This is a genomic window from Mycobacterium sp. OTB74 (assembly GCF_029892685.1).
Classification (GTDB): domain Bacteria; phylum Actinomycetota; class Actinomycetes; order Mycobacteriales; family Mycobacteriaceae; genus Mycobacterium.
The window spans coordinates 103,714-123,012 of the sequence record NZ_JARXVD010000001.1 but is presented as its reverse complement, the minus strand read 5'-3'; the positions used below and the strand labels follow the sequence as shown (position 1 = coordinate 123,012).

General features: G+C 64.4%; 22 protein-coding genes. 8 read left to right on the top strand and 14 right to left on the bottom strand.

Annotation, left to right across the window (positions count from 1 at the left end):
- Position 1: 1 nt before the first annotated feature.
- Positions 2-379, bottom strand: a complete 378-nt coding sequence (locus M2432_RS00600; protein ID WP_280825275.1) for a hypothetical protein — start codon at positions 377-379, stop codon at positions 2-4.
- A 32-nt stretch (positions 380-411) separates the two neighbouring features.
- Positions 412-855: a type II 3-dehydroquinate dehydratase gene (gene aroQ, locus M2432_RS00595; RefSeq protein ID WP_280824797.1), complete on the bottom strand. Its 444-nt coding sequence runs from the start codon at positions 853-855 to the stop codon at positions 412-414.
- A 156-nt stretch (positions 856-1,011) separates the two neighbouring features.
- On the opposite strand from aroQ, the gene M2432_RS00590 reads away from it, so the two are divergent.
- From M2432_RS00590 to M2432_RS00570, 5 genes are all read left to right on the top strand, one after another.
- Entirely contained in the window at positions 1,012-1,401 is a 390-nt protein-coding gene (locus M2432_RS00590; RefSeq protein WP_280824796.1) for a YchJ family metal-binding protein, read from the top strand.
- An 81-nt stretch (positions 1,402-1,482) separates the two neighbouring features.
- Positions 1,483-2,502: a zinc-dependent alcohol dehydrogenase family protein gene (locus M2432_RS00585; protein ID WP_280824795.1), complete on the top strand. Its 1,020-nt coding sequence runs from the start codon at positions 1,483-1,485 to the stop codon at positions 2,500-2,502.
- A 90-nt stretch (positions 2,503-2,592) separates the two neighbouring features.
- Positions 2,593-3,051, top strand: coding sequence for a M15 family metallopeptidase (locus tag M2432_RS00580; protein WP_280825274.1), 459 nt, complete (start codon positions 2,593-2,595; stop codon positions 3,049-3,051).
- Positions 3,052-3,194: 143 nt separating this feature from the next.
- Positions 3,195-4,154: a diacylglycerol kinase family lipid kinase gene (locus M2432_RS00575; RefSeq protein WP_280824794.1), complete on the top strand. Its 960-nt coding sequence runs from the start codon at positions 3,195-3,197 to the stop codon at positions 4,152-4,154.
- Between the two features lie 245 nt (positions 4,155-4,399).
- Positions 4,400-4,654, top strand: coding sequence for a WhiB family transcriptional regulator (locus tag M2432_RS00570; RefSeq protein ID WP_280824793.1), 255 nt, complete (start codon positions 4,400-4,402; stop codon positions 4,652-4,654).
- A 198-nt stretch (positions 4,655-4,852) separates the two neighbouring features.
- Here M2432_RS00570 and M2432_RS00565 read toward each other — a convergent pair whose 3' ends face one another.
- From M2432_RS00565 to M2432_RS00550, 4 genes are all read right to left on the bottom strand, one after another.
- The gene (locus M2432_RS00565; RefSeq protein WP_280824792.1) at positions 4,853-6,352 is read right to left on the bottom strand and encodes a sensor histidine kinase; all 1,500 of its coding nucleotides are present in this window, start codon (positions 6,350-6,352) and stop codon (positions 4,853-4,855) included.
- A 6-nt stretch (positions 6,353-6,358) separates the two neighbouring features.
- The gene (locus M2432_RS00560; protein ID WP_280824791.1) at positions 6,359-6,595 is read right to left on the bottom strand and encodes a biotin/lipoyl-binding carrier protein; all 237 of its coding nucleotides are present in this window, start codon (positions 6,593-6,595) and stop codon (positions 6,359-6,361) included.
- Between the two features lie 379 nt (positions 6,596-6,974).
- The gene (rsrA, locus tag M2432_RS00555; protein ID WP_280825273.1) at positions 6,975-7,289 is read right to left on the bottom strand and encodes a mycothiol system anti-sigma-R factor; all 315 of its coding nucleotides are present in this window, start codon (positions 7,287-7,289) and stop codon (positions 6,975-6,977) included.
- Between the two features lie 32 nt (positions 7,290-7,321).
- The gene (locus tag M2432_RS00550) at positions 7,322-7,960 is read right to left on the bottom strand and encodes a sigma-70 family RNA polymerase sigma factor (protein ID WP_280825272.1); all 639 of its coding nucleotides are present in this window, start codon (positions 7,958-7,960) and stop codon (positions 7,322-7,324) included.
- Positions 7,961-8,161: 201 nt separating this feature from the next.
- On the opposite strand from M2432_RS00550, the gene M2432_RS00545 reads away from it, so the two are divergent.
- Positions 8,162-8,650, top strand: coding sequence for an aminoacyl-tRNA deacylase (locus M2432_RS00545; RefSeq protein ID WP_280824790.1), 489 nt, complete (start codon positions 8,162-8,164; stop codon positions 8,648-8,650).
- Between the two features lie 54 nt (positions 8,651-8,704).
- Complete coding sequence (locus M2432_RS00540) at positions 8,705-9,565, top strand: NAD(P)-dependent oxidoreductase (protein ID WP_280824789.1); 861 nt, start codon at positions 8,705-8,707, stop codon at positions 9,563-9,565.
- Positions 9,566-9,581: 16 nt separating this feature from the next.
- On the opposite strand, the gene M2432_RS00535 is transcribed toward M2432_RS00540, so the two are convergent.
- The 8 genes from M2432_RS00535 to M2432_RS00500 form a co-directional block, all read right to left on the bottom strand.
- The gene (locus M2432_RS00535; protein WP_280824788.1) at positions 9,582-10,745 is read right to left on the bottom strand and encodes an NDMA-dependent alcohol dehydrogenase; all 1,164 of its coding nucleotides are present in this window, start codon (positions 10,743-10,745) and stop codon (positions 9,582-9,584) included.
- A complete protein-coding gene (locus M2432_RS00530) occupies positions 10,742-12,286 on the bottom strand; it encodes an aldehyde dehydrogenase family protein (protein WP_280824787.1) in 1,545 nt (514 codons plus the stop codon). Before M2432_RS00530 ends, M2432_RS00535 begins: the two co-directional genes overlap by 4 nt.
- Positions 12,287-12,407: 121 nt before the next feature.
- Positions 12,408-12,683 (bottom strand): hypothetical protein, encoded by a 276-nt coding sequence (locus M2432_RS00525; RefSeq protein ID WP_280824786.1) that lies wholly within the window; start codon positions 12,681-12,683, stop codon positions 12,408-12,410.
- On the bottom strand, positions 12,683-13,555 hold the full coding sequence (locus M2432_RS00520) for an oxygenase MpaB family protein (RefSeq protein ID WP_280824785.1): 873 nt from the start codon (positions 13,553-13,555) through the stop codon (positions 12,683-12,685). The genes M2432_RS00525 and M2432_RS00520 overlap by 1 nt, the downstream gene beginning before the upstream one ends.
- Positions 13,555-13,797 (bottom strand): hypothetical protein, encoded by a 243-nt coding sequence (locus tag M2432_RS00515; RefSeq protein WP_280824784.1) that lies wholly within the window; start codon positions 13,795-13,797, stop codon positions 13,555-13,557. Before M2432_RS00515 ends, M2432_RS00520 begins: the two co-directional genes overlap by 1 nt.
- Before the next feature lie 158 nt (positions 13,798-13,955).
- Entirely contained in the window at positions 13,956-15,491 is a 1,536-nt protein-coding gene (locus M2432_RS00510) for a hypothetical protein (protein ID WP_280824783.1), read from the bottom strand.
- Between the two features lie 275 nt (positions 15,492-15,766).
- The gene (locus tag M2432_RS00505) at positions 15,767-17,233 is read right to left on the bottom strand and encodes a class I SAM-dependent methyltransferase (RefSeq protein WP_280824782.1); all 1,467 of its coding nucleotides are present in this window, start codon (positions 17,231-17,233) and stop codon (positions 15,767-15,769) included.
- A complete protein-coding gene (locus M2432_RS00500) occupies positions 17,230-18,006 on the bottom strand; it encodes an SOS response-associated peptidase (protein WP_280824781.1) in 777 nt (258 codons plus the stop codon). Before M2432_RS00500 ends, M2432_RS00505 begins: the two co-directional genes overlap by 4 nt.
- 18 nt (positions 18,007-18,024) lie before the next feature.
- On the opposite strand from M2432_RS00500, the gene aroA reads away from it, so the two are divergent.
- Positions 18,025-19,299, top strand: a complete 1,275-nt coding sequence (gene aroA / locus M2432_RS00495; RefSeq protein ID WP_280824780.1) for a 3-phosphoshikimate 1-carboxyvinyltransferase — start codon at positions 18,025-18,027, stop codon at positions 19,297-19,299.

Sequence of the window (19,299 nt, the reverse complement as noted above, 5' to 3'; positions counted from 1 at the left end):
CTCAGTCGCGCTTGACCATCCACTGCACGGTCGACGGACTGAACAACAGCCCCAGCGTGGCCAACGCGGCCAAGGCAACCACGATGGCGTATTGCAGCTGGTGCGAACCAAAAATGTAGTAGGCCACCCCGAGCAACAACAGGTTGGCCACCACCGCAATGCCGCGGCCCCACCGCTTTCCGTTGATCAGCGCCCAGCCGGCAACCGCCACCGCGCCACTCGTCACGACGAACCACAGCGCCGTACCGAAGCCATTGACCTTGTGTTGGTCTGCGCCGCCCAGACCGCGCGCCACCAGCACGGCGGCCACGAGCAGACCGATAGCCCCTTCGGCAGCAACCAGATACCCCGCGTAGCGGACCGAGGGCGGCGTGAGCATCGGCTCGTCCGGCGGCGTACTTTCCCGGTCGTTCACCGGCCCAGCCGCTCAGCGAAATAACGGACCGCATACTCGTAGCCCGCGGGCCCGGCGCCGGCGATCACCACCGCAGCCACACCGGACACATACGAGTGGTGGCGGAACTCCTCACGGGCGTGGATGTTGCTCAGATGCACCTCCACCACCGGTAGCTCAACCGAGGTCAGCGCATCACGAATGGCCACCGAAGTGTGGCTGTAGGCACCCGGATTGACGATGATGCCTCCACAATCGCCGCGGGCAGCGTGGATGGCATCGATGAGCACGCCCTCGTGGTTGCTCTGAACTGCGCGCACCTCAAGCCCCGACTCGGCGGCCAGGGCTGTGACACTGGCTTCGATCTCGGCCAAGGTGGTGGCCCCGTAAACCTCGGGCTGCCGGGTACCGAGCAAATTGAGGTTCGGCCCGTTGACGAGGAGCAAGCGGCGTTGGGTCACGAAACTACGGTACCGGCAGCAGTTGGTCTACGGCCCACCCGATGGCAAGACGCACCGGCGCGTTGCCGCTGTTATCTCAATTGTCTGAGCCACGTTTGTCGAAGCGCCGCCGCCGAGCCGGCCACATTGCCTGCGAACCGGGACATAATGGACCCGATGCCCAACACCGGAGCCTGCCCGTGCGGATCGGGCCAGACCTACGACGCCTGCTGCGGACCGGTGCACCGCGGTGACCGCCCAGCCGGAACGGCTTTGGCGTTGATGCGGTCCCGGTTCACCGCCTTCTCGGTCGGCGACGCGCCATATTTGATCAAGAGCTGGCATCCCGAAACCCGGCCGCGGGCAGTGGAACTCGACGACTCGGTGATCTGGCGGCGGCTGCAGATCGTGGATACCGAGGCCGGTGACACGGACGACGACGAAGGGGTTGTGGAGTTCCGTGCCACCTGCGTTCGCGACGGCCAACACGAAGTGCTGCACGAGCGCAGCAGATTCACCCGCGTCAACGGGCAATGGGTCTACCTGCACGGTGAGATCACCGACTGACTGCTGCGAATTGCCAAGCATCACAACATAATCGGACCACTTGGGCGAAGTGCACACAAACCACGAAAGGTAAGAACCATCATGCGAGGTGCGGTCCTCTACGGCAAGGATGACGTCCGGTTCGAGCAGTTGCCCGACCCCACGATCGTCGAACCCACCGACGCCATCGTCCGCACCGCAGCCACCTGCGTGTGCGGTTCGGATCTGTGGCACTACCGGGGCATCAACCCCGCGCCGTCCAAGCCGACGCCGTTCGGCCACGAATACTGCGGTGTGGTCGAGGCAGTCGGAGATGCGGTCACCACTGTCAAGCCGGGCGACTTCGTCATCGGCTCGTTCTTCGCCTCGGACGGCACCTGCCCCAACTGCCGCAACGGTTTTCAGACCTCATGCCTGCACAAGGAGCTGATGTCGGGCTGCCAGGCCGAGGCCATCCGGATTCCATGGGCCGACGGCAGCCTGGTCGCCACGCCCGAGCAGCCGACTGCCGATCTGATCCCTAGCTTGCTGGCGGCCTCCGACGTCATGGGCACCGGTTGGTTCGCCGCCGAAGCCGCCCAGGTAGCGCCCGGCATGACCGTCGCGGTGGTGGGTGACGGCGCGGTCGGGTTGTGCGGGGTGATCGCGGCAGCTCAGCGCGGCGCCGCGCGAATCATCGCGATGAGTCGGCATGAGCCCAGACAGCGATTGGCGCTCGAGTTCGGTGCCACCAACATCGTCGAAGAACGTGGTGACGACGGAGTGGCCAGGATCAAGGACATGACCGAGGGCATCGGCGCCGACGCCGTGCTTGAGTGCGTCGGCACCGACCAATCGATGCGGCAGGCGATCGCCTCTGCTCGGCCCGGTGCAATGGTCGGATTCGTCGGCGTCCCTCACGACGTCAGCATTGACGGCAACACGCTGTTCCGCTCTGTCGTGGGTGTCCACGGCGGCCCAGCCCCCGTGCGCCGGTTCCTCCCAGAGCTGATCGAGTTGATCTTCAGTCGAAAGATCAACCCCGGCAAGGTATTCGACCAGACCTTGCCACTCTCCGAGGTAGCAGAGGCGTACGCCGCGATGGACCAGCGCCGCGCCATCAAGGTGTTCTTGCAACCGTGAAAGGGTGGGTCTGTGAGTTCCATGCAGACACGATCGATACCGGCCGTAGCGGTGGCAGCCATGGCGTTTGTCGGCATGCTGCTGCTCGGCATGCTGCCGTCAGCCCAGGCCGATGCCGGTGACGGATCACTGACCGCGGGCCAGACCCTGACCGCATTCGACGTTCAGAACCCGGCAATCGGCCGGCTCGAGCCAGCGCTACTGACCGCCATCCAGCAGGCCACCACCGCTGCTGCCGCCGACGGAATCCACATGACCATTACCTCGGGTTGGCGTTCCCCAGCGTTTCAGCAGGCGTTGCTCGATCAAGCTGTGAGTACCTACGGCAGCCTCGCTGCGGCACGTCAGTATGTGCAGACGCCTGAGCAGTCCAAACATGTGATCGGCGCGGCGGTCGACGTCGGCGGTACCGGAGCCGACCAATGGCTCATAGCCAATGGGGCACGGTTCGGCTTGTGCCGTATCTACACCAACGAGCTGTGGCATTTCGAGTTGGCTACCGATGCGGCCGGCAACTGTCCACCACTGCTGCCCAACGCTGCCGTTTGATCCAGCGCAGCCGACCACGTGGGCGTCAGTAGTGAATCACATTGGGCAGCAATGTGATTCAGGCAACAGTCGGACCGGCCACAGCCTGCAGTACCGAAACGTTCACTCGCTTGTGGAAGCGTCGGCAACTATGGTCGTAATTCGTGCGCGCCGTGCTGATCGTCAACCCGAACGCGACCTCGACCACCCCAGCGGGACGGGACCTGCTCGCCCACGCGCTGGAAAGTCGCGTGGACCTGACCGTCGCCCACACCGACCATCGCGGCCACGCCATCGAGATCTCCCACGCTGCGGCGGCCGACGGGGTGGACGTAGTGATCGTTCATGGCGGCGACGGGACAGTGAACGAGGTGGTCAACGGCATTCTCGGGCACGCTGACGGGGTGCCCGGGTCGTCCCGGACCGCAGTCGGTGTCGTGCCTGGCGGGTCGGCGAACGTCTTCGCCCGAGCACTCGGCATCAGCTGCGACCCCCTCGAGGCCACCAACCAACTTGTCGACCTGCTGACCGATTACCGACGCGGCGTCCCGTGGCGTCGGATCGGCCTAATGGACTGCGGCGAGCGCTGGTGTGTATTCACCGCAGGGATGGGTGCCGATGGCGAGGTGGTGGCCGCAGTGGAAGCCCAGCGTGCCAAGGGCCGCAAGGTCACCGCATCGCGCTATATCCGGGTTGCGGTGCGCGAACTCGTCTCCAGTGCGCGCAAACCGCCGCACCTGACACTGCACCTACCTGGCCGCGAGCCGGTGACCGGCGTGCACTTCGCTTTCGTGTCCAACTCCAGCCCCTGGACGTACGCCAACACCCGGCCGGTGTGGACCAACCCGACGACCACGTTCGAGTCCGGTCTGGGGGTATTCGCCACAACCAGCATGAACGTGTGGGCGAACCTGCGACTAGTCCGCCGGATGCTGTCCGCTTCGCCGCAGATCGAGGCAGCGCACTTGATCCGCGACGACGACGTTCCACGGCTGCACGTGAGTAGTGACACACCCATCGCCTGCCAGATTGACGGAGATTTCGTTGGCCTGCGCGAATGCATGACGTTCACTTCGGTACCCGAGGCTCTCAACGTGGTTGCGCCGCCGGCAAAAGCCCGTTGACCTGCGATCTCGGTTACATTTTGCCGAATTTAGGGCAGAAGTGGTCCTAGTGTAGTACAACGGGGTTATGGGTCCGGTAACCCGGGTCCGCAGTGACATTGCCCACGTGTTAACGCGTCGCTATTGACTTCTGTCCAGCCTGTGAAAGCATCGGATGCAACAGTGCAGAAACATTTCGTGTGCACGCGTTAACAGCCAAGAAAAGCTTGTGCGCTTTGCTGCGCACTCAGTAAGGAGTTGGAATCATGGATTGGCGCCATAAGGCGGTCTGTCGCGACGAGGATCCTGAGCTGTTCTTCCCCGTCGGAAACAGCGGCCCGGCGATCGCTCAGATCGCTGACGCGAAGCTGGTGTGCAACCGCTGCCCGGTGACCACCGAGTGCCTGAGCTGGGCTTTGGAGTCCGGCCAAGACGCCGGCGTGTGGGGCGGTATGAGCGAGGACGAGCGTCGCGCGCTCAAGCGTCGCAACGCCCGCACCAAGACGCGTACAAGCGTCTAGCCTGCATCGGCATCCCAACGACCCCGACAAATTGTCGGGGTCGTCTTTTTTTGTGATGTTCGTCAGCCGAATGGTCACGTGCGACACAAATGCTTGACAAATTGTGCAATTACTGTCAATTCCGCGCCATTAATTGCGCGGTTCAGCTTTAATGCGCGGCTCGGCCACTCGGCCTAGTGCGCGGCTCGGCCACTCGGCCTAGTGCGCGGCTCGGCCACGGCGCCCGATGGGCACCCGCAACACCACATCCGTACCGCCCCCCGGCACCGCCCGCATGCCCAGCGAACCGTCGAGCACCGACGAGACTTGGGTCCGCACGATCTGCAGGCCCAGCCGGTCTGAATCCTCCAGGCTGAAGTCATCGGGCAGGCCACGACCGTCGTCGTTGACCACCACATCCAGCCACCGGGCGGACCGGTCGGCGCGGATCGTGACGCACCCTTGCGCGGTCCCCGGCTCAAACGCGTGCTCGATCGCGTTCTGCACAAGCTCGGTGATGACCATGATCAGCGCGTGGGCCCGGTCCGAATCCAGCACGCCCAGATCACCCTCACGCCTGATCCGGATGGGTGTGTTCACCGATGCGACGTCGTTCATCATCGGCAGGATCCGGTCGATCACCTCGTCCAGGTTGACCTCTTCGTCGACCGACATCGACAGCGCATCGTGCACCAGCGCAATGGACGACACCCGGCGCACCGACTCCATCAGCGCGTCGCGGGCCTCGTCGTGTTTGGTGCGGCGGGCCTGCAGGCGCAGCAGGGCCGCGACGGTCTGCAGATTGTTCTTCACCCGGTGGTGGATTTCGCGGATGGTGGCGTCCTTGGACAGCAGCGCGCGGTCCCGACGCTTGATCTCGGTCACATCGCGGATCAGCACCGCCGCCCCTAGCCCTGCGCCGCCGACCGCCAGTGGGATGGTTCGCAGCAACACCGCGGCACCGCCGGCGTCGACCTCCATGCGCATGCTGGAGCCGCCCGCCAGCGAGTCGCTGACGTGATTGGCCAGCTCCTGCGCGTCGAACGGGTCTGATATCAACGGCCTGGTGGCCCTGACCAGGTTCTGGCCCTCTAGTTCGGCGACCAGGCCCATGCGGTGGTACGCCGAGATGGCATTGGGGCTGGCGAACGACACCACGCCGTCGACGTCAAGGCGGATGAGACCGTCACCCACCCGTGGGCTGGAACGGGAAATCGCCACATCACCGACGTTCGGAAAGGTGCCCTCGGCGAGCATTCGCAGCAGATCCCGGGCACAGTCCAGATACGCCCGCTCGAGCGGGCTGGCCTTGCGCCGCTCGGCCTGAGCGGTCTGATGGGCCAGCACCGCAACCACGTTGCCGCGGTAGCGAACCGGCACCGCCTCGACGTTCAGTCGCGTACTGCCCGACGAATTGTCTTGTCCCGCATCGCTTTCCCGGCCGATATGGCCGGACTCGAAGGCCGCCGCAATCACCGGCATGTCGGCCGAAACGTTGATGGTGCCGACGACATCGGCGAGCAACACCGTCAGAGCGGTGTTGGGCCGCACCTGGGCCACACAGACCAGTGCACCGTCATCGCGGCGCACCCACATCAGGTAATCGGCGAACGAAAGGTCAGCCAGCAGCTGCCACTCAGCCACCACGGCATGCAGGTGGTCGACCGCGTTGCCGGGCAGAACTGTGTGCTCGGCAAGCAGGTCACCGAGTGTGGACACGATGCACTATCCGTCGGAAGCGGGTACCTCGCCGATGACGGCGATCAGGTCGCCGGCCTGGATGACGTCACCGACGGCGACGTTCACCGACGTCACCGTTCCGGCCACCTCGGCCAACACCGGGATCTCCATCTTCATCGACTCGAGGAGGACCAGTGTGTCCCCTTCGCCGATCTGATCGCCCTCGCAAACCACGACCTCAAGCACGCTGGCCACGATCTCAGCGCGAACATCCTCGGCCATCTTCACCCCACTCGTCTTCGGCAGACACCGGGCGTCGCCAGGCGTCTTGTGTGCAGGCGCCGCCTGCCCGTATATCGAACCACAACCGTCGGATTGTCATTGCGTGGTGTGCTCATGAGACAATGGGAAACACTTAACTGACCCTACGGAGGACCATCATGGCCAAGCGTGGCCGCAAGAAGCGTGACCGCAAGCACTCGAAGGCCAACCACGGCCGGCGTCCCAACGCCTGATCGACTGCATTTCCAACCGCCCGGATCCCTTGTGGAGCCGGGCGGTTTTGTCTGTCTTGAAACCATGCCCACACGCCGCGCCAAGCCACCGTCGGGCTGCCGCGGTCCATCAGTCAACCGCGCAGGAAACGCGCGGCTAACGGTCTCTAACTGCCGCGGACGATGGTGGTCCGGCTGATCTCCAGCCGGAGCCGCGCCCGCAGACTGTCAGGGGCCTTCTCGCCGCTGCATCTGGTGGCGATCAGCGCCTTGACTCGCTCCTCGATGCCGTAATGCTGCAAGCAGGTCGGGCATTCCTCGAGGTGATGACGCAGCTTGTCGCGGGTCTCGTCGGTGCACTCGGCATCGAGCAGCGTCCATACCTCGGCGATGACCGCAGCGCATTCCGGATGATCCGGGTCGACCGGACCGATCGGCGGCTGGAACGTATGTCCTTCCGGACGAGTGAATTCGTCACCCATGCGCGATCCGCCTTCGGCTCCTCGCTGTTCGCTCATGACGACACCTCCTGACCGCGAATGAAGCCCCGATCGCGGGCGACGTCAGCTAGCAAATCACGCAGCATCTTGCGGCCGCGGTGCAGACGGGACATCACTGTCCCGATCGGGGTATCCATGATCTCGGCGATCTCCTTGTACGGGAAGCCCTCGACATCGGCGTAGTACACCGCCATCCGGAACTCCTCCGGAAGCTCCTGCAGCGCAGCTTTGATCTCGGTGTCCGGCAGGGCTTCCAGCGCCTCGACCTCAGCCGAGCGCAGACCCGTCGAGGTGTGCTCGGCGTTGGCCGCCAACTGCCAATCGGTGATCTCGTCGGTCGGATATTCGGCCGGCTGCCGCTGCTTCTTGCGGTAACTGTTGATGTAGGTGTTGGTCATGATCCGGTACAGCCACGCCTTGAGGTTGGTGCCCTCGCGGAACGAGTGGAATGCCGAATAGGCCTTGACCATGGTTTCCTGCACCAGATCCTCGGCATCAGCGGGATTGCGCGTCATGCGCAGCGCACCGCCGTAGAGCTGGTCCAGCAGGGGTATGGCGTCCCGCTCAAAGCGCGCGGTCAGCTCCGCATCGGTCTCCGGTGCCTGTCCCCCTGGCTCGGTCGCAACGGAACCCTCTCCGTCGATGTCGGTCATCGTGATCGAGACCGTCCCTTCTGTCGCGGCGCCACGCAATAGGTCCGGCAATTCGACCGGACGCTCCAGACATGCCGTTAGCACCTATGTCCCCTTTCGTCCGATCCTAGAGGCTGCGACAGACAAGTTCGCTGTCCAATACGCCGCACCACACAACAGCCGGTGCCGTTGCCCTTGTTCCCGGCCCTACGCTGTCGAGCCATGACACATGCGGCAACCCCGGCGATAAGGGCCCTTCAGCAGGCCGGAATGGCCTACCAGGTGCTGCACTATCAGCACGATCCCCGAGCGGCCTCGTTCGGCGACGAGGCGGTCAGCGCGTTGGCCGCCGCGGGCTTCACCGCCGATCAAATCTTCAAGACTCCGGTGATTTCGGTGCCGACGGGACTGGCGGTCGCGGTGCTGCCGGCGCCCTACAAGCTCTCGCTCAAAGCCGCCGCGGCCGCGCTGGGCGTACCCAAGGCCGAGATGGCCGACCCGGCTGCGGCGCAGCGGTCCACCGGCTACGTCGTCGGCGGCATCTCGCCGCTGGGGCAGCGCAAGGTGCTGCCCACGGTCATCGATGAGTCGGCACTGTTGTGGGATCAGGTGCTGTGCAGCGCCGGCAAGCGCGGCATGGACATTGCTCTGGCGCCGGCCGATCTGGTGACTGCCACGGGCGCCATGACCGCCGACATCTGCGCCTCCTGATAAGCCACGTCGGACGCTCGACGGTCCCGTTACGCGCGGCATAGGGTTGGCTCTATGTCTCAAAGCGCACCTTTCGCCGGCAAGACCATGTTCATCTCCGGAGCCAGCCGCGGCATCGGCCTGGCCATCGCCAAGAAGGTCGCCGCCGACGGCGCAAACATCGCGCTACTGGCCAAAACCGCGGACCCACACCCCAAACTCGAAGGCACCGTCTACACCGCGGCCAAGGAGATCGAAGACGCCGGCGGGCAGGCGCTGCCGATCGTCGGTGACGTCCGCGACCCCGATTCGGTCACTGCCGCCGTTGCCCAGGCGGTCGCACAGTTCGGCGGTATCGACATGTGCGTCAACAACGCCTCGGCCATCAATCTCGGGTCGGTCGAGGAAGTGCCGATGAAGCGGTTCGACCTGATGAACGGCATCCAGGTCCGCGGCACCTACGCGGTGACCCAGGCCTGTCTGCCGCACATGAAGGGCCGGGAAAACCCGCACGTGCTCACCCTTTCGCCGCCCATCCTGCTGGAGCCCAAATGGCTCAAGCCGACCGCCTACATGATGGCCAAGTTCGGGATGACGTTGTGCGCGTTGGGCATAGCCGAAGAGATGCGCGAGGCGGGCATCGCGTCCAACACCTTGTGGCCACGCACCATGGTGGCCACCGCAGCGGTACAGAACCTGCTCGGCGGCGACGAGGCCATGGCCCGGTCGCGCAAGCCAGAGGTGTACTCCGACGCTGCCTATGCGATCTTCAAGAAACCAGCCCGCGAGTTCACCGGTAACACTCTGTTGTGCGAAGACGTGCTCCTGGACTCCGGCGTCACCGACCTGTCGGCCTACAACTGCACGCCCGGCGGCGAACTCGGCGTGGACTTCTGGGTCGATTCGGTCAACCCGGCGGGATACACCGGCCCATAGGTACCGCCAGCGTGCGTTACGTGAAGTCGATGACTCCTCGGATGTTTCGCCCTTCACGCAAATCAATGAAGGCTTCGTTGATCTGATCGAGGCGGTATCGCTTCGTAATCAGCTCATCGAGTTTGAGGTGGCCGTTGCAGTACATGTCCAGCAGCATCGGCATGCTCGCGCGGGGGTTCATGCCGCCGTAGATCAACCCCTTGAAGGTTTTGCAGTTTTGCATCATGTCGACGAGCACCATCGGCACCATGCTGAGTTCGATCTTCGGGACGCCGGTCATCAGGCAGGTGCCGCCCTTGCGAGTCAGCATCAAAGCGGGCGCGACCATCTCCGCCCGGACCAAGCTCGGAGTAAGCACCACCCGGTCTGCCATCACCCCACAAGTCAGGTCCTGCACCAACGGTATTGCTTCTTCGATCGACGGGCAGGTGTCCGTCGCGCCGAAGAATTTTGCCGTATCCCGTTTGAATTCAACGGGATCCACCGCGATCACGATGTTGGCGCCGGCCGCGCGGGCACCTTGAACCGCGTTGATTCCCACGCCGCCGGTACCGATCACGACGACGGTGTCGCCGGGTTGCGTACCCACCCCGGTGGTTCCCGAACCCCAGCCCGTCGTCACGCCGCAGGACACCAGCGATGCCGCCTCCAAGGGAATCGACTCATCGAGTTTGATCACCGATTCTTCTGCCAGAACGGCATATTCGGCGAATGCGCCGAGCTGCGCGAAGGCCATCACGTCCTCATCGCCGACATGACGCCTGATGGTGTTGTCGGTGACCATTTCCTTGGTCAGCATGTGCGCACCGTTGTCGCACAGGTACGTCGTCCCCGACACACACCAGCGGCACTTGCCGCAGGCCGCGATGAACGACAGGCCCACCCGGTCACCCGGCTGCACCGACCGCACGCCAGGACCGACCGCTTCAACGACGCCGGCGCCTTCATGGCCACCCAGCATGGGGAAGTAGTCCGGCATGGGTATGCCCATGGCCTCGTATATCGCCAGCAACTCCGGTGGCGGCGTCATGTCGCCGGTCGCGAAATGGTCGTCGGAGTGGCAGATCCCGGCTACGGCCATCTTGACGAGCACCTCGCCGCCGCGAGGCGGGTCGAGCGTGATCTCTTCGATCTCCCAGTCTTTTCCGACTCCGCGTAGTACCGCGCCCTGGCATTTCATTCGCCTGCCCCCTTGGGGGTGAAGCCGATCCGGCGCAGGCCATGCGAAGCCGCAGCCCGCAGCATGCCGAGTGCAAACCCGGTGCGTCGACGCGACGCGGGATACCACAAGGGCTCACGGGGTAGTTCGGGTATCCGCGCTGACGTGATCGCTTGGGGGCGACAGAATTTTCGGATTCCGTGTGCGCCGCCACCCCTGGCGCCGACGCCGGACTGCTTCCAACCACCCATCGGCACCTCGGACGCAAAAGCGTTGGAGAGCACATCGTTGATGTTGACCGCGCCGGTATCGAGCCGGCGCGCCACCCGCTGCGCCCGCTCCTTGTCGCGGGACCACACGGTTGCCGACAGGCCGTATATCGAGTCGTTGGCCAGCCGGATGGCCTCTGCCTCGTCAGCCACTTTCATGATGGGCAGGGTGGGCCCGAAAGTCTCCTGGGTCATGCAGGCCATCGAATGATCGACGTCGACCAGAATGGTCGGCTCAAAGAAAGTCCCTGTGCCGCTTGGCTTTCCACCCGTCAGCACCCGAGCGCCGGCAGCCACCGCCTCGTCCACGTGGCGGGTGACGATGTCACGTTGCGCCAAAGTGGCGAGGGCGCCGACGTCGAATCTCCAGCCGCGATCATCCTGGCCCTGGCGCAGTGCTCTGACCTTGTCGGTGAGCTTGGCGACGAACTCGTCGTACACCGGGGCTTCCACATAGACGCGTTCGACCGAGACGCACACCTGACCGGCATTGAGCATGCCGCCCCAGATGATGCCGTTTGTCGCCCGCTCCATATCTGCATCGGAGAGCACCAACGCCGGGTCCTTGCCACCGAGCTCCAGACTGTAGGGAATCAGACGTTCCCCGCAGGCGACTGCCACCTTCCGGCCTGTGCCGGTCGAGCCCGTGAACTGGACGAAATCGGAGTTGGCAATCACAGCAGCGCCCGTCTCGCCGTATCCGGTGGCCAGCGCGAGCACCGGCGGCGCGCCGATCTTGGACCAACCGCGGGCGAACTCGACTGCGCTGAGCGGAGTCACCTCCGACGGTTTGAGCAGAACCGCGGCACCGGCCGCCAGCGCGGCCACCGCATCGAGACCGGGCATCATCAACGGGTAGTTCCAGGGTGTTATCACTCCCACCACCGGATAGGGCCGGTACACGGTCGTCAGATGCTTGGTCGCGGCGATCGGATTCCACGACCGCGGGTGTTCGTCGGCGAGGTAGCGCTCAGCATGGCCCGCCCAGAAGTCCAGCAAACTGGCCAACATGGTCGGTTCAGTCGCAGCGTCAGCGCGGGTCTTGCCGGTCTCGGACTGTATGACGTCGATCAAATATTGGCGGTGGTCGAGCACCCAATCCTGGAACACCAGCAGCCATCTGCGCCGCCCGCGGGGGCCGAGCGACTCCCACTCGGGCTGGGCGGCCCGAAGTCCCCTGGCCTTAGCTGCTACGGCCTGGGCGCCGTGGATCGGCACATGGCCGACGACGCTGCCGTCGGCGGGGTTACCCACCGTGATGGTGTCTGGACGAGTGGACTGGACTGCGGTCATGGCTCTACCTCCGCCGGCGATGCAACCTGAGGAGATGAGTTTCCGACGCGGCCAATTCGACGCATAGGGTAAGCGGCTACTTGAATCTCCCCGCACAGCGAAACCTGATACGGCGACGAATTCAGTCGCTGGTGTCCGCCGGCACCCAGTCGTCCTTGGCCGGACAGATCTGCACGCCGGTGATCAGGGCGGGCCACAGCGCGGTCATCTCGACCAACGCGACGATCTGGGAACCCGCAGGCACGACGCGGTCCCAGTGGCTCCCGATGCGCCGCATGTCGGCGGGATGCATGAACGTCCACACCAGCCCGGCGACGATGTACGGAATGGCAAGCCACAGCGCGAATTCGATCATCGCCTCAACGCTGACCCTGCGGCTGAGCAATCGGCGGATCATCAAGTCAACTCCACGTGTTTGCGGACCCGTCGGCGGACATCAGCAACCAGCAGATAGCTACCGCCCTGGCGGATGAACACCGGCAGGAACCTGTTGACGAAAGCCACCAGCAGAAAAAGGCTTTCAAAGCACCACTGCCGGCCGCGACCCCAACTCATCCCCATGGCATCGCGGAATACCGGCGCCAGGAAACCCCCGGTCAGGAATTTCAGTAGTGGCCGAAATAGCAGGGCCACAACGGGATTGATCATTCGCAAGTTCACCAGGTCCATCAGGTACCCACGCACCGTGTCATCCATGGATATCTGCGCGCACGCCTCGGTCCAGTAAGTGTCGAAGTCGGTCCGGGTCGGCGGCCACTGGTCCGCGGTGACCTGCAGCGTCGTACCCAGGGTGTGTGCCGACCGATAGAACCGCTCGGCCTGATCAGCGGTCATCTCGCCGCGCAGCAGCTGGTAACCGTCCTCCAGTCCGACGAACAGACAGGCCGCCACCCACATCTGCAGGTCGCGGTCAAAAGCGTTGTACTGCACCGGGCTGTCCGGACCGGAACGCACCTGCCGGTGTGCAGCATCGACCGCCGCCCGGTAGGCGGCCCGATCATCGTCGTTGCCGAGAACGGCGACCGCCAGATACTGCGTTGTGGTGCGCAACCGCTTCCACGGATGCTTGAACAGACTGCCTGAGTCGACCTTGCTCTCCACCACCCCGTAGCCGACGCCTGCCCGGGACAGCTGCATGATGACGTTGGCCGCGCTGGCCGCACCGGTCCAGAAGTCAAACGCGTCGGATGCGCTGACCGGTCCGTCGTCCCAACGAGCGGTGCGACGACGGATCTGAATGCGGCAGTCCTGCACCGAAGGTGTGGCCATCAAAAACACACATTCGACAGCAGTATGACCGGCCAGAAGATGATCGATCTGACCAACAGCAACAGCCATCGGATTCCGTACGCGGCCGCTAAGTCGGAGGTGTGGGTGAGCGCCCAGATCACGCCGATGACCAGGTACGGCGCAGCGAGTATGGCTGCGGTACCGATCCACTCGGCAATTGTCATCTCGAAACTGAGCACCTTGCGCACCACACCCAGCGCGCCGGGTTCGCTGTCGTCCATCCCCGCCATGATCGCCGATGTTAACCGGGATTCTCGGCCTATGCGACAAGTTGCGCGACCCTGCCCACACCCGATCAAGGACCGTGACCTTGGGGCGACTCACCGGTGTTTAGCGGAACCTCTTGATCCACCAATCGGTATGACTTGACGTCGTCCGTTCACATCTTGTCGTGCAGATCGGACACCATGTCGAACAAGGTCTTGCCGTTGTGCGTCCTGGTCAGGATCCTCGCCAGCGTGGTGATCTGGTCCAACACCGAGCGAGTGGTGTTCTCCTTCTCGCCGAGTGGTTCGGTGTCGGGAGCCAGCAGGTCCACCTTGCGGTAATCCACGCCGTCCGGACCGATCAGCGGCGAGCCGTCGGCATTGGTTCCACACAGCAGGTTCACGATTTCTTGGAGTTGAACCCCCGTCGGCGGCGCCACCGGGGCCACGTGCATCACCGGGGCCACGTGGACCGTCGGGGCCGCAGCAGCCGTCGTAGCCGCAGTGGCTGCAACAGTGGGAGTAGCCGCTGTGGCTGCAGTAACCCCGTTGATCGGCGTAACCACCCCGACCGATGCTGCCGGTGCCGCGATACCACACGCAGCGGCAAAATCGTTGGGGGACAATCCATCTGCGACATTCATGTCGCAGTTGCCGAACGGAGCGCACCCCATGGGAAGGCCTTGGTTGGCGCCGTTAGAACCATCGGTGTACTGGTGGGCGATCTGCCCGGGCAGGAGCGGGTTGGAGCCGTAGCCGGCCGCGATCACTCGCAACCCGTGCGGCCGTGTCACCCACATGCTGTTGAAATCACCCTGATTGGCGTAGCCGATGACGCGTGCGGGGTTGCCGGCGTATTGCGCAAGGTTGTTGTAGATGTTGTTGATCCAGTCCGATCCATCACCAGCGGGGTTACCGCCGCTTTCCACGTCCAGCATCAACACGACCTTGGGGTGAAGACCCCCATTGGCATCGATCATCTGGCGCACCGTGTTTACGTTGTCCTGCCAGTTGGGGTGTACGTAGGTGTACACGATGCCGCAGTCCAACCGGCCGGTGTCCAGTGCGTTGCGCATCCACGCGTAGTTCTGGACGAACTTGTGGTCCTGGTAGGTGCCTTCACTGACGCGGATGGAGAGAACCCGGTACGGGTACGAGTTATCGACTGGCACTTGGTGTTCGGATACGTCGGCGAAGAAGCTGTCCACGTGGGGCAGCGTCAGCGGGGTGCCGTCTTCGACGATCGGGCCGGAGACGTACCAGTGGTCGTTCCAGTAGCTGCTGTCGGATGGGATGGCCTTTGGCGCGGTACAGCAACCGTATGAACCCGACGACTCCATGAAGACCCCGTCGACCACGCAGTTCATGTGCGAGTGGGGCCCGCCGTCGCCCTCGTGGTGCAGGTTTATGACCACCGGGGCGTCGGAGGGAACGTCGCCCAAGGAGCCGACGTGCATCAGGCTGAACGGCCCGACCGACTGCTCGCCGACCGGCTTGTACCGGTAGGACTCGGTGGACAGGCCTTCCCGGCCCCACACCATGTTTTTGCCGCTGAACACGGCCGAGAGCACGTCGGTCACCAAGCCGGAACAGTCGCAGCCCACACTGGGATCATTGGGATCCCATGTGCCGCCGTAGACGTAGTCGTCGCCGCGCCGGTCATAAAAGATGCGTTTTGCGAACTCCACGTCGCAACGGGTGATGGTCATCTGCTGCTCCTTCCATGAGTCGATTTGGGATCCGATTGTGGGGACGTATTCGAGCCATGGGCACGAGTAGCCGACTACCTGTTTTTTTCCCACTTTGGTGGGTGCGGTGATTCGGTAGCGCTGTGACCTCTGGTTTTGCCGCAGCTTTAGTGCGTATGTGTGCGCTAAAGCGAGGCTCGTAGGCTGCCCGGTGGGCCCTCACATCGCGGCGCCCGGAAGATCGGCCACCTGGGCTCGGCGCACGACGAGGCATGTTGATCGACGGCGACGCTGAATCAGGTTGCCTGGTAGAGGATTCCGCGTCCGATCGCATCGCGGACCTCGGACAGGGCTGCCTGCGCCAGCGCATCAGCGTTCACCCCGTGGTGGGCCGCGAGCAATTGAATCAGGGTGCCCAGCGGCACTTCGCCGCGGCAACCTGCCAGCAGCGCCCGCATCACCTCATCGACGCCGATAACCGCAGCCGGGCCACCTGGCCGTCGCACCGCAGCCCCGATCTGCTGCCAGCCGTCAGCCCCTGGCAACCACTGCTCCTCCAGGAACACCGGTGCGGTCGACAGCCGCGCGGCCAGCAGTGCCTCATCGGTGGTATCCCGCAGATAGGCCCGACGGGCGAAGAACGCGGCCACTTCGAGGCCGGTCAACGGCTCGTCGGTGATTTCCTCGAAGATCTGTTCAGGTGCTTCGCCTTCGCGCGGTACCTGCAGACAGATCAGGCCCATGCCGATTCCGGTGATGTCCTGCTGCGCAAACCAATCCAGCCACGCCGCCCCGCGAGCAGCGGTCTGATCGGATGTCTCGCCGGCATCGGCCAGCCACAACGACACATAGCTGACCGGGTCGGCCAGCTCGCGCTGCACCACCCAGGCGTGCAGCCCGGTCCCGGCCAGCCAGCCGGCCACCCGCTCGCGCCAATCACCTTCACGGACAATCCAGTTAGCCATGATTTGCGCGGTGCCACCGGGGTTCAGGTATTCCCCGATGTTCTCGATGATGCTGCGGCACAATCCATCTCCGGCCACACCCGAGTCTCGGTAGATGTAGTCCAACGAGCCAGAGCCCACGACGAACGGTGGATTGGACACGATCAGGTCGAACCGCTCGCCGACGACAGGCTCAAACAGGCTGCCTGCGCGCATATCCCAGGACATGCCGTTGAGCCGGGCCGTGGCGACGGCCAACTGCAGCGCTCGCTGGTTGGTGTCGGTGGCCACGATCTGGTCGCAATGGGAGTTCAGGTGCAGAGCCTGAATGCCGCAGCCGGTGCCCAAATCCAGTGCGCGCCGTACTGGGGTGCGAATAACAGCCCTGGCCAAGGACATTGACGCACCACCGATGCCCAGCACATGGTCGTGCTCAACCGGGCCGCCGCGTAGCGCGGCGTCCTGGTCGGACACCACGAAGAAGTCGTGTTCGCCGTCGCTGTGCGGTCGGATGTCCAGAGCCGCCCGGACCGTATCGGCAACATCCAGCACGCCCGCGGCGCCCAAGGCGTCCAGCGGCACCGACGGCAGTGCAGCCTGTACCTGCTGCATGGTCTCTGACGTGCCCAGCAGGAACAGTCTGATCAGCGTCGAGAGCCGGTCCTCACCGGTGGCGTGCAAGGCGGGCCACCACACTCCCCTGCCCAGGGCCGCGTTCGCGCCGGGCCCGAGCAGCTCAGCCACCCCATCGGTGGTGTAGCCCGCGGCCCGCAGGTCGGCTCCCAATGTGTCGAGGAGGTCCGGCGTCAGCCCGCTCAAAACAGCGTCGCTTCCGACTCTTCGTTATCCACGGGCTCGATCAGTTCCGGGCCGTTGTTGCGGATGCTGTTCACCAGTCGTGACACCTCCCTGATGGCGATGCGATCCAGGTCTCCGTGCCCGCGCAACAATCCTTCGTCGATCGGGGCATCCGGGTCCAACCAGTGGTCCCAGTCCGGCGCACTTATGGTCAGCGGCATCCGGTCATGAATCTGCGCCAGCGGCCCGACCGACTCGGTGGTGATGATGGTGCAGCTGACCAGCGGAGCGCTGTCCTTCGGAGCGCCCGCGGGCCGCCAGGTTGACCACAGCCCGGCCATGAACAGCAGCTGACCATCGGCGGCATGCATGTAGAACGGCGTCTTTGCCTTTTTCTCCGCCGAGGGTTGCCACTCGTACCAGCCATCCATCGGGATCAGGCAGCGCTTGGACTTCGCGGATCCTCGGAATGCCGGCGAGGTGGTCAGAGTCTCGGCGCGGGCGTTGATCAGCAGCGGACCTTTGGTGTCCGGCGCGCCGTCGGCGGTGGTCTTCACCCACGGCGGGATCAGTCCCCAGCGCATGGAGCGGATCCGCCGGGTGGACTGGTCGTCAGGTTCAGTGTGCCTTTTGACCACGGTGCTGACCGTCGTGGTGGGTGCCACGTTGTAGTTGGGACCTCCAGGTTTGGTGCTGTCGCCACCGGCCTCGGGCGTTTCAACGGTCTCATCCAAAGCCTTGATCTTCTCGGCCAGCAACGCCGGGTCGGTGGTGACTGCAAATCGCCCGCACATACCAGGCAGGATAGGGGCATGGAATCCTGGCCCGCACCCGTGGCGACCGGCCCGGTGCAGGCCACTGTTACCGTTCCCGGCTCCAAATCGCAGACCAACCGTGCGCTGATCCTGGCGGCGCTGGGAACCATGCAGGGCACGTCGACCGTGAGCGGCGCGCTGCGCAGTCGAGACACCAACTTGATGATCGCGGCGCTGCAGGCCCTCGGCGTGCGGATCGACGGCGACGGCGTCGAACTGACGGTGGGCGGCGCGATCGCCCCCGCTGCCGAAGTCCGTGTCGACTGTGGGCTGGCAGGCACCGTCCTTCGTTTCGTGCCGCCGTTGGCCGCGCTGAGCTCGCAGCAAGTCGTCTTTGATGGTGATGAACAGGCCAGGGCGCGACCGATAACCCCACTGCTGGATGCCATGCGCGGCCTGGGTGTCGGTATCGACGGCGACGGGATGCCGTTCACGGTGCACGGGACCGGCGGTGTGGCGGGTGGCGAAGTACACATCGACGCGTCGTCATCGTCACAGTTCGTATCGGGACTGTTGTTGTCCGGAGCCACTTTTCGTGCTGGTCTGACAGTGGTGCACACCGGCGAGTCGGTGCCGTCCGCACCGCACATCGCAATGACGGTGACCATGCTGCGCGATGCTGGTGTGGCCGTTGACGATTCGCAACCCAACCAGTGGACGGTCTCTGCCGGCCCGATCGCCGCGCGGCACTGGCCAATTGAGCCGGATCTGTCGAACGCAGTGCCATTCCTGGCGGCCGCCGCGGTGACAGGCGGCACAGTGCGGTTGGCGCATTGGCCGCAGCACAGCGTGCAACCGTCCGACACGATCTTGGATCTTCTCGGCAAGGTGAACTGCGCTGTCCGAGTCGAGGATTCATATCTGGTGGTTGACGGCGCGACCGGTTTCGACGGGTTCGAGGTGAATCTGAAAGAGGTCGGCGAACTGGCACCGTCCATGGCTGCGCTGGCCGCTCTGGCCAACCCCGGTGCGGTGTCGAGGCTTTCGGGCATTGCCCACCTGCGTGGGCACGAGACCGACAGACTGGCCGCCCTGACCGCCGAGATCAATGGCTTAGGCGGCCGCTGCGAGGAAACGCCCGACGGCCTGGTGATCACGGCCACACCGCTGCACCAAGGGGTTTGGCGCTCGTACGCCGATCATCGAATGGCCACCGCAGGCGCGATAATCGGCCTGCGGGTACCCGGGGTACAGGTCGAGGACATCGGCACCACCGCCAAGACCCTGCCCGACTTCCCCGGCATGTGGGCCGAGCTGCTGGCCGGGAAATAG

Coding starts and splice junctions, on each gene's coding strand:
- M2432_RS00600 (WP_280825275.1), bottom strand. CDS start 379: ATGCTCACGCCGCCCTCGGTCCGCTACGCGGGGTATCTGGTTGCTGCC.
- M2432_RS00590 (WP_280824796.1), top strand. CDS start 1,012: ATGCCCAACACCGGAGCCTGCCCGTGCGGATCGGGCCAGACCTACGAC.
- M2432_RS00585 (WP_280824795.1), top strand. CDS start 1,483: ATGCGAGGTGCGGTCCTCTACGGCAAGGATGACGTCCGGTTCGAGCAG.
- M2432_RS00580 (WP_280825274.1), top strand. CDS start 2,593: ATGCTGCCGTCAGCCCAGGCCGATGCCGGTGACGGATCACTGACCGCG.
- M2432_RS00570 (WP_280824793.1), top strand. CDS start 4,400: ATGGATTGGCGCCATAAGGCGGTCTGTCGCGACGAGGATCCTGAGCTG.
- M2432_RS00560 (WP_280824791.1), bottom strand. CDS start 6,595: ATGGCCGAGGATGTTCGCGCTGAGATCGTGGCCAGCGTGCTTGAGGTC.
- rsrA (WP_280825273.1), bottom strand. CDS start 7,289: ATGGGTGACGAATTCACTCGTCCGGAAGGACATACGTTCCAGCCGCCG.
- M2432_RS00550 (WP_280825272.1), bottom strand. CDS start 7,960: ATGACCGACATCGACGGAGAGGGTTCCGTTGCGACCGAGCCAGGGGGA.
- M2432_RS00545 (WP_280824790.1), top strand. CDS start 8,162: ATGACACATGCGGCAACCCCGGCGATAAGGGCCCTTCAGCAGGCCGGA.
- M2432_RS00540 (WP_280824789.1), top strand. CDS start 8,705: ATGTCTCAAAGCGCACCTTTCGCCGGCAAGACCATGTTCATCTCCGGA.
- M2432_RS00535 (WP_280824788.1), bottom strand. CDS start 10,745: ATGAAATGCCAGGGCGCGGTACTACGCGGAGTCGGAAAAGACTGGGAG.
- M2432_RS00530 (WP_280824787.1), bottom strand. CDS start 12,286: ATGACCGCAGTCCAGTCCACTCGTCCAGACACCATCACGGTGGGTAAC.
- M2432_RS00525 (WP_280824786.1), bottom strand. CDS start 12,683: ATGATCCGCCGATTGCTCAGCCGCAGGGTCAGCGTTGAGGCGATGATC.
- M2432_RS00520 (WP_280824785.1), bottom strand. CDS start 13,555: ATGGCCACACCTTCGGTGCAGGACTGCCGCATTCAGATCCGTCGTCGC.
- M2432_RS00515 (WP_280824784.1), bottom strand. CDS start 13,797: ATGGACGACAGCGAACCCGGCGCGCTGGGTGTGGTGCGCAAGGTGCTC.
- M2432_RS00510 (WP_280824783.1), bottom strand. CDS start 15,491: ATGACCATCACCCGTTGCGACGTGGAGTTCGCAAAACGCATCTTTTAT.
- M2432_RS00500 (WP_280824781.1), bottom strand. CDS start 18,006: ATGTGCGGGCGATTTGCAGTCACCACCGACCCGGCGTTGCTGGCCGAG.
- aroA (WP_280824780.1), top strand. CDS start 18,025: ATGGAATCCTGGCCCGCACCCGTGGCGACCGGCCCGGTGCAGGCCACT.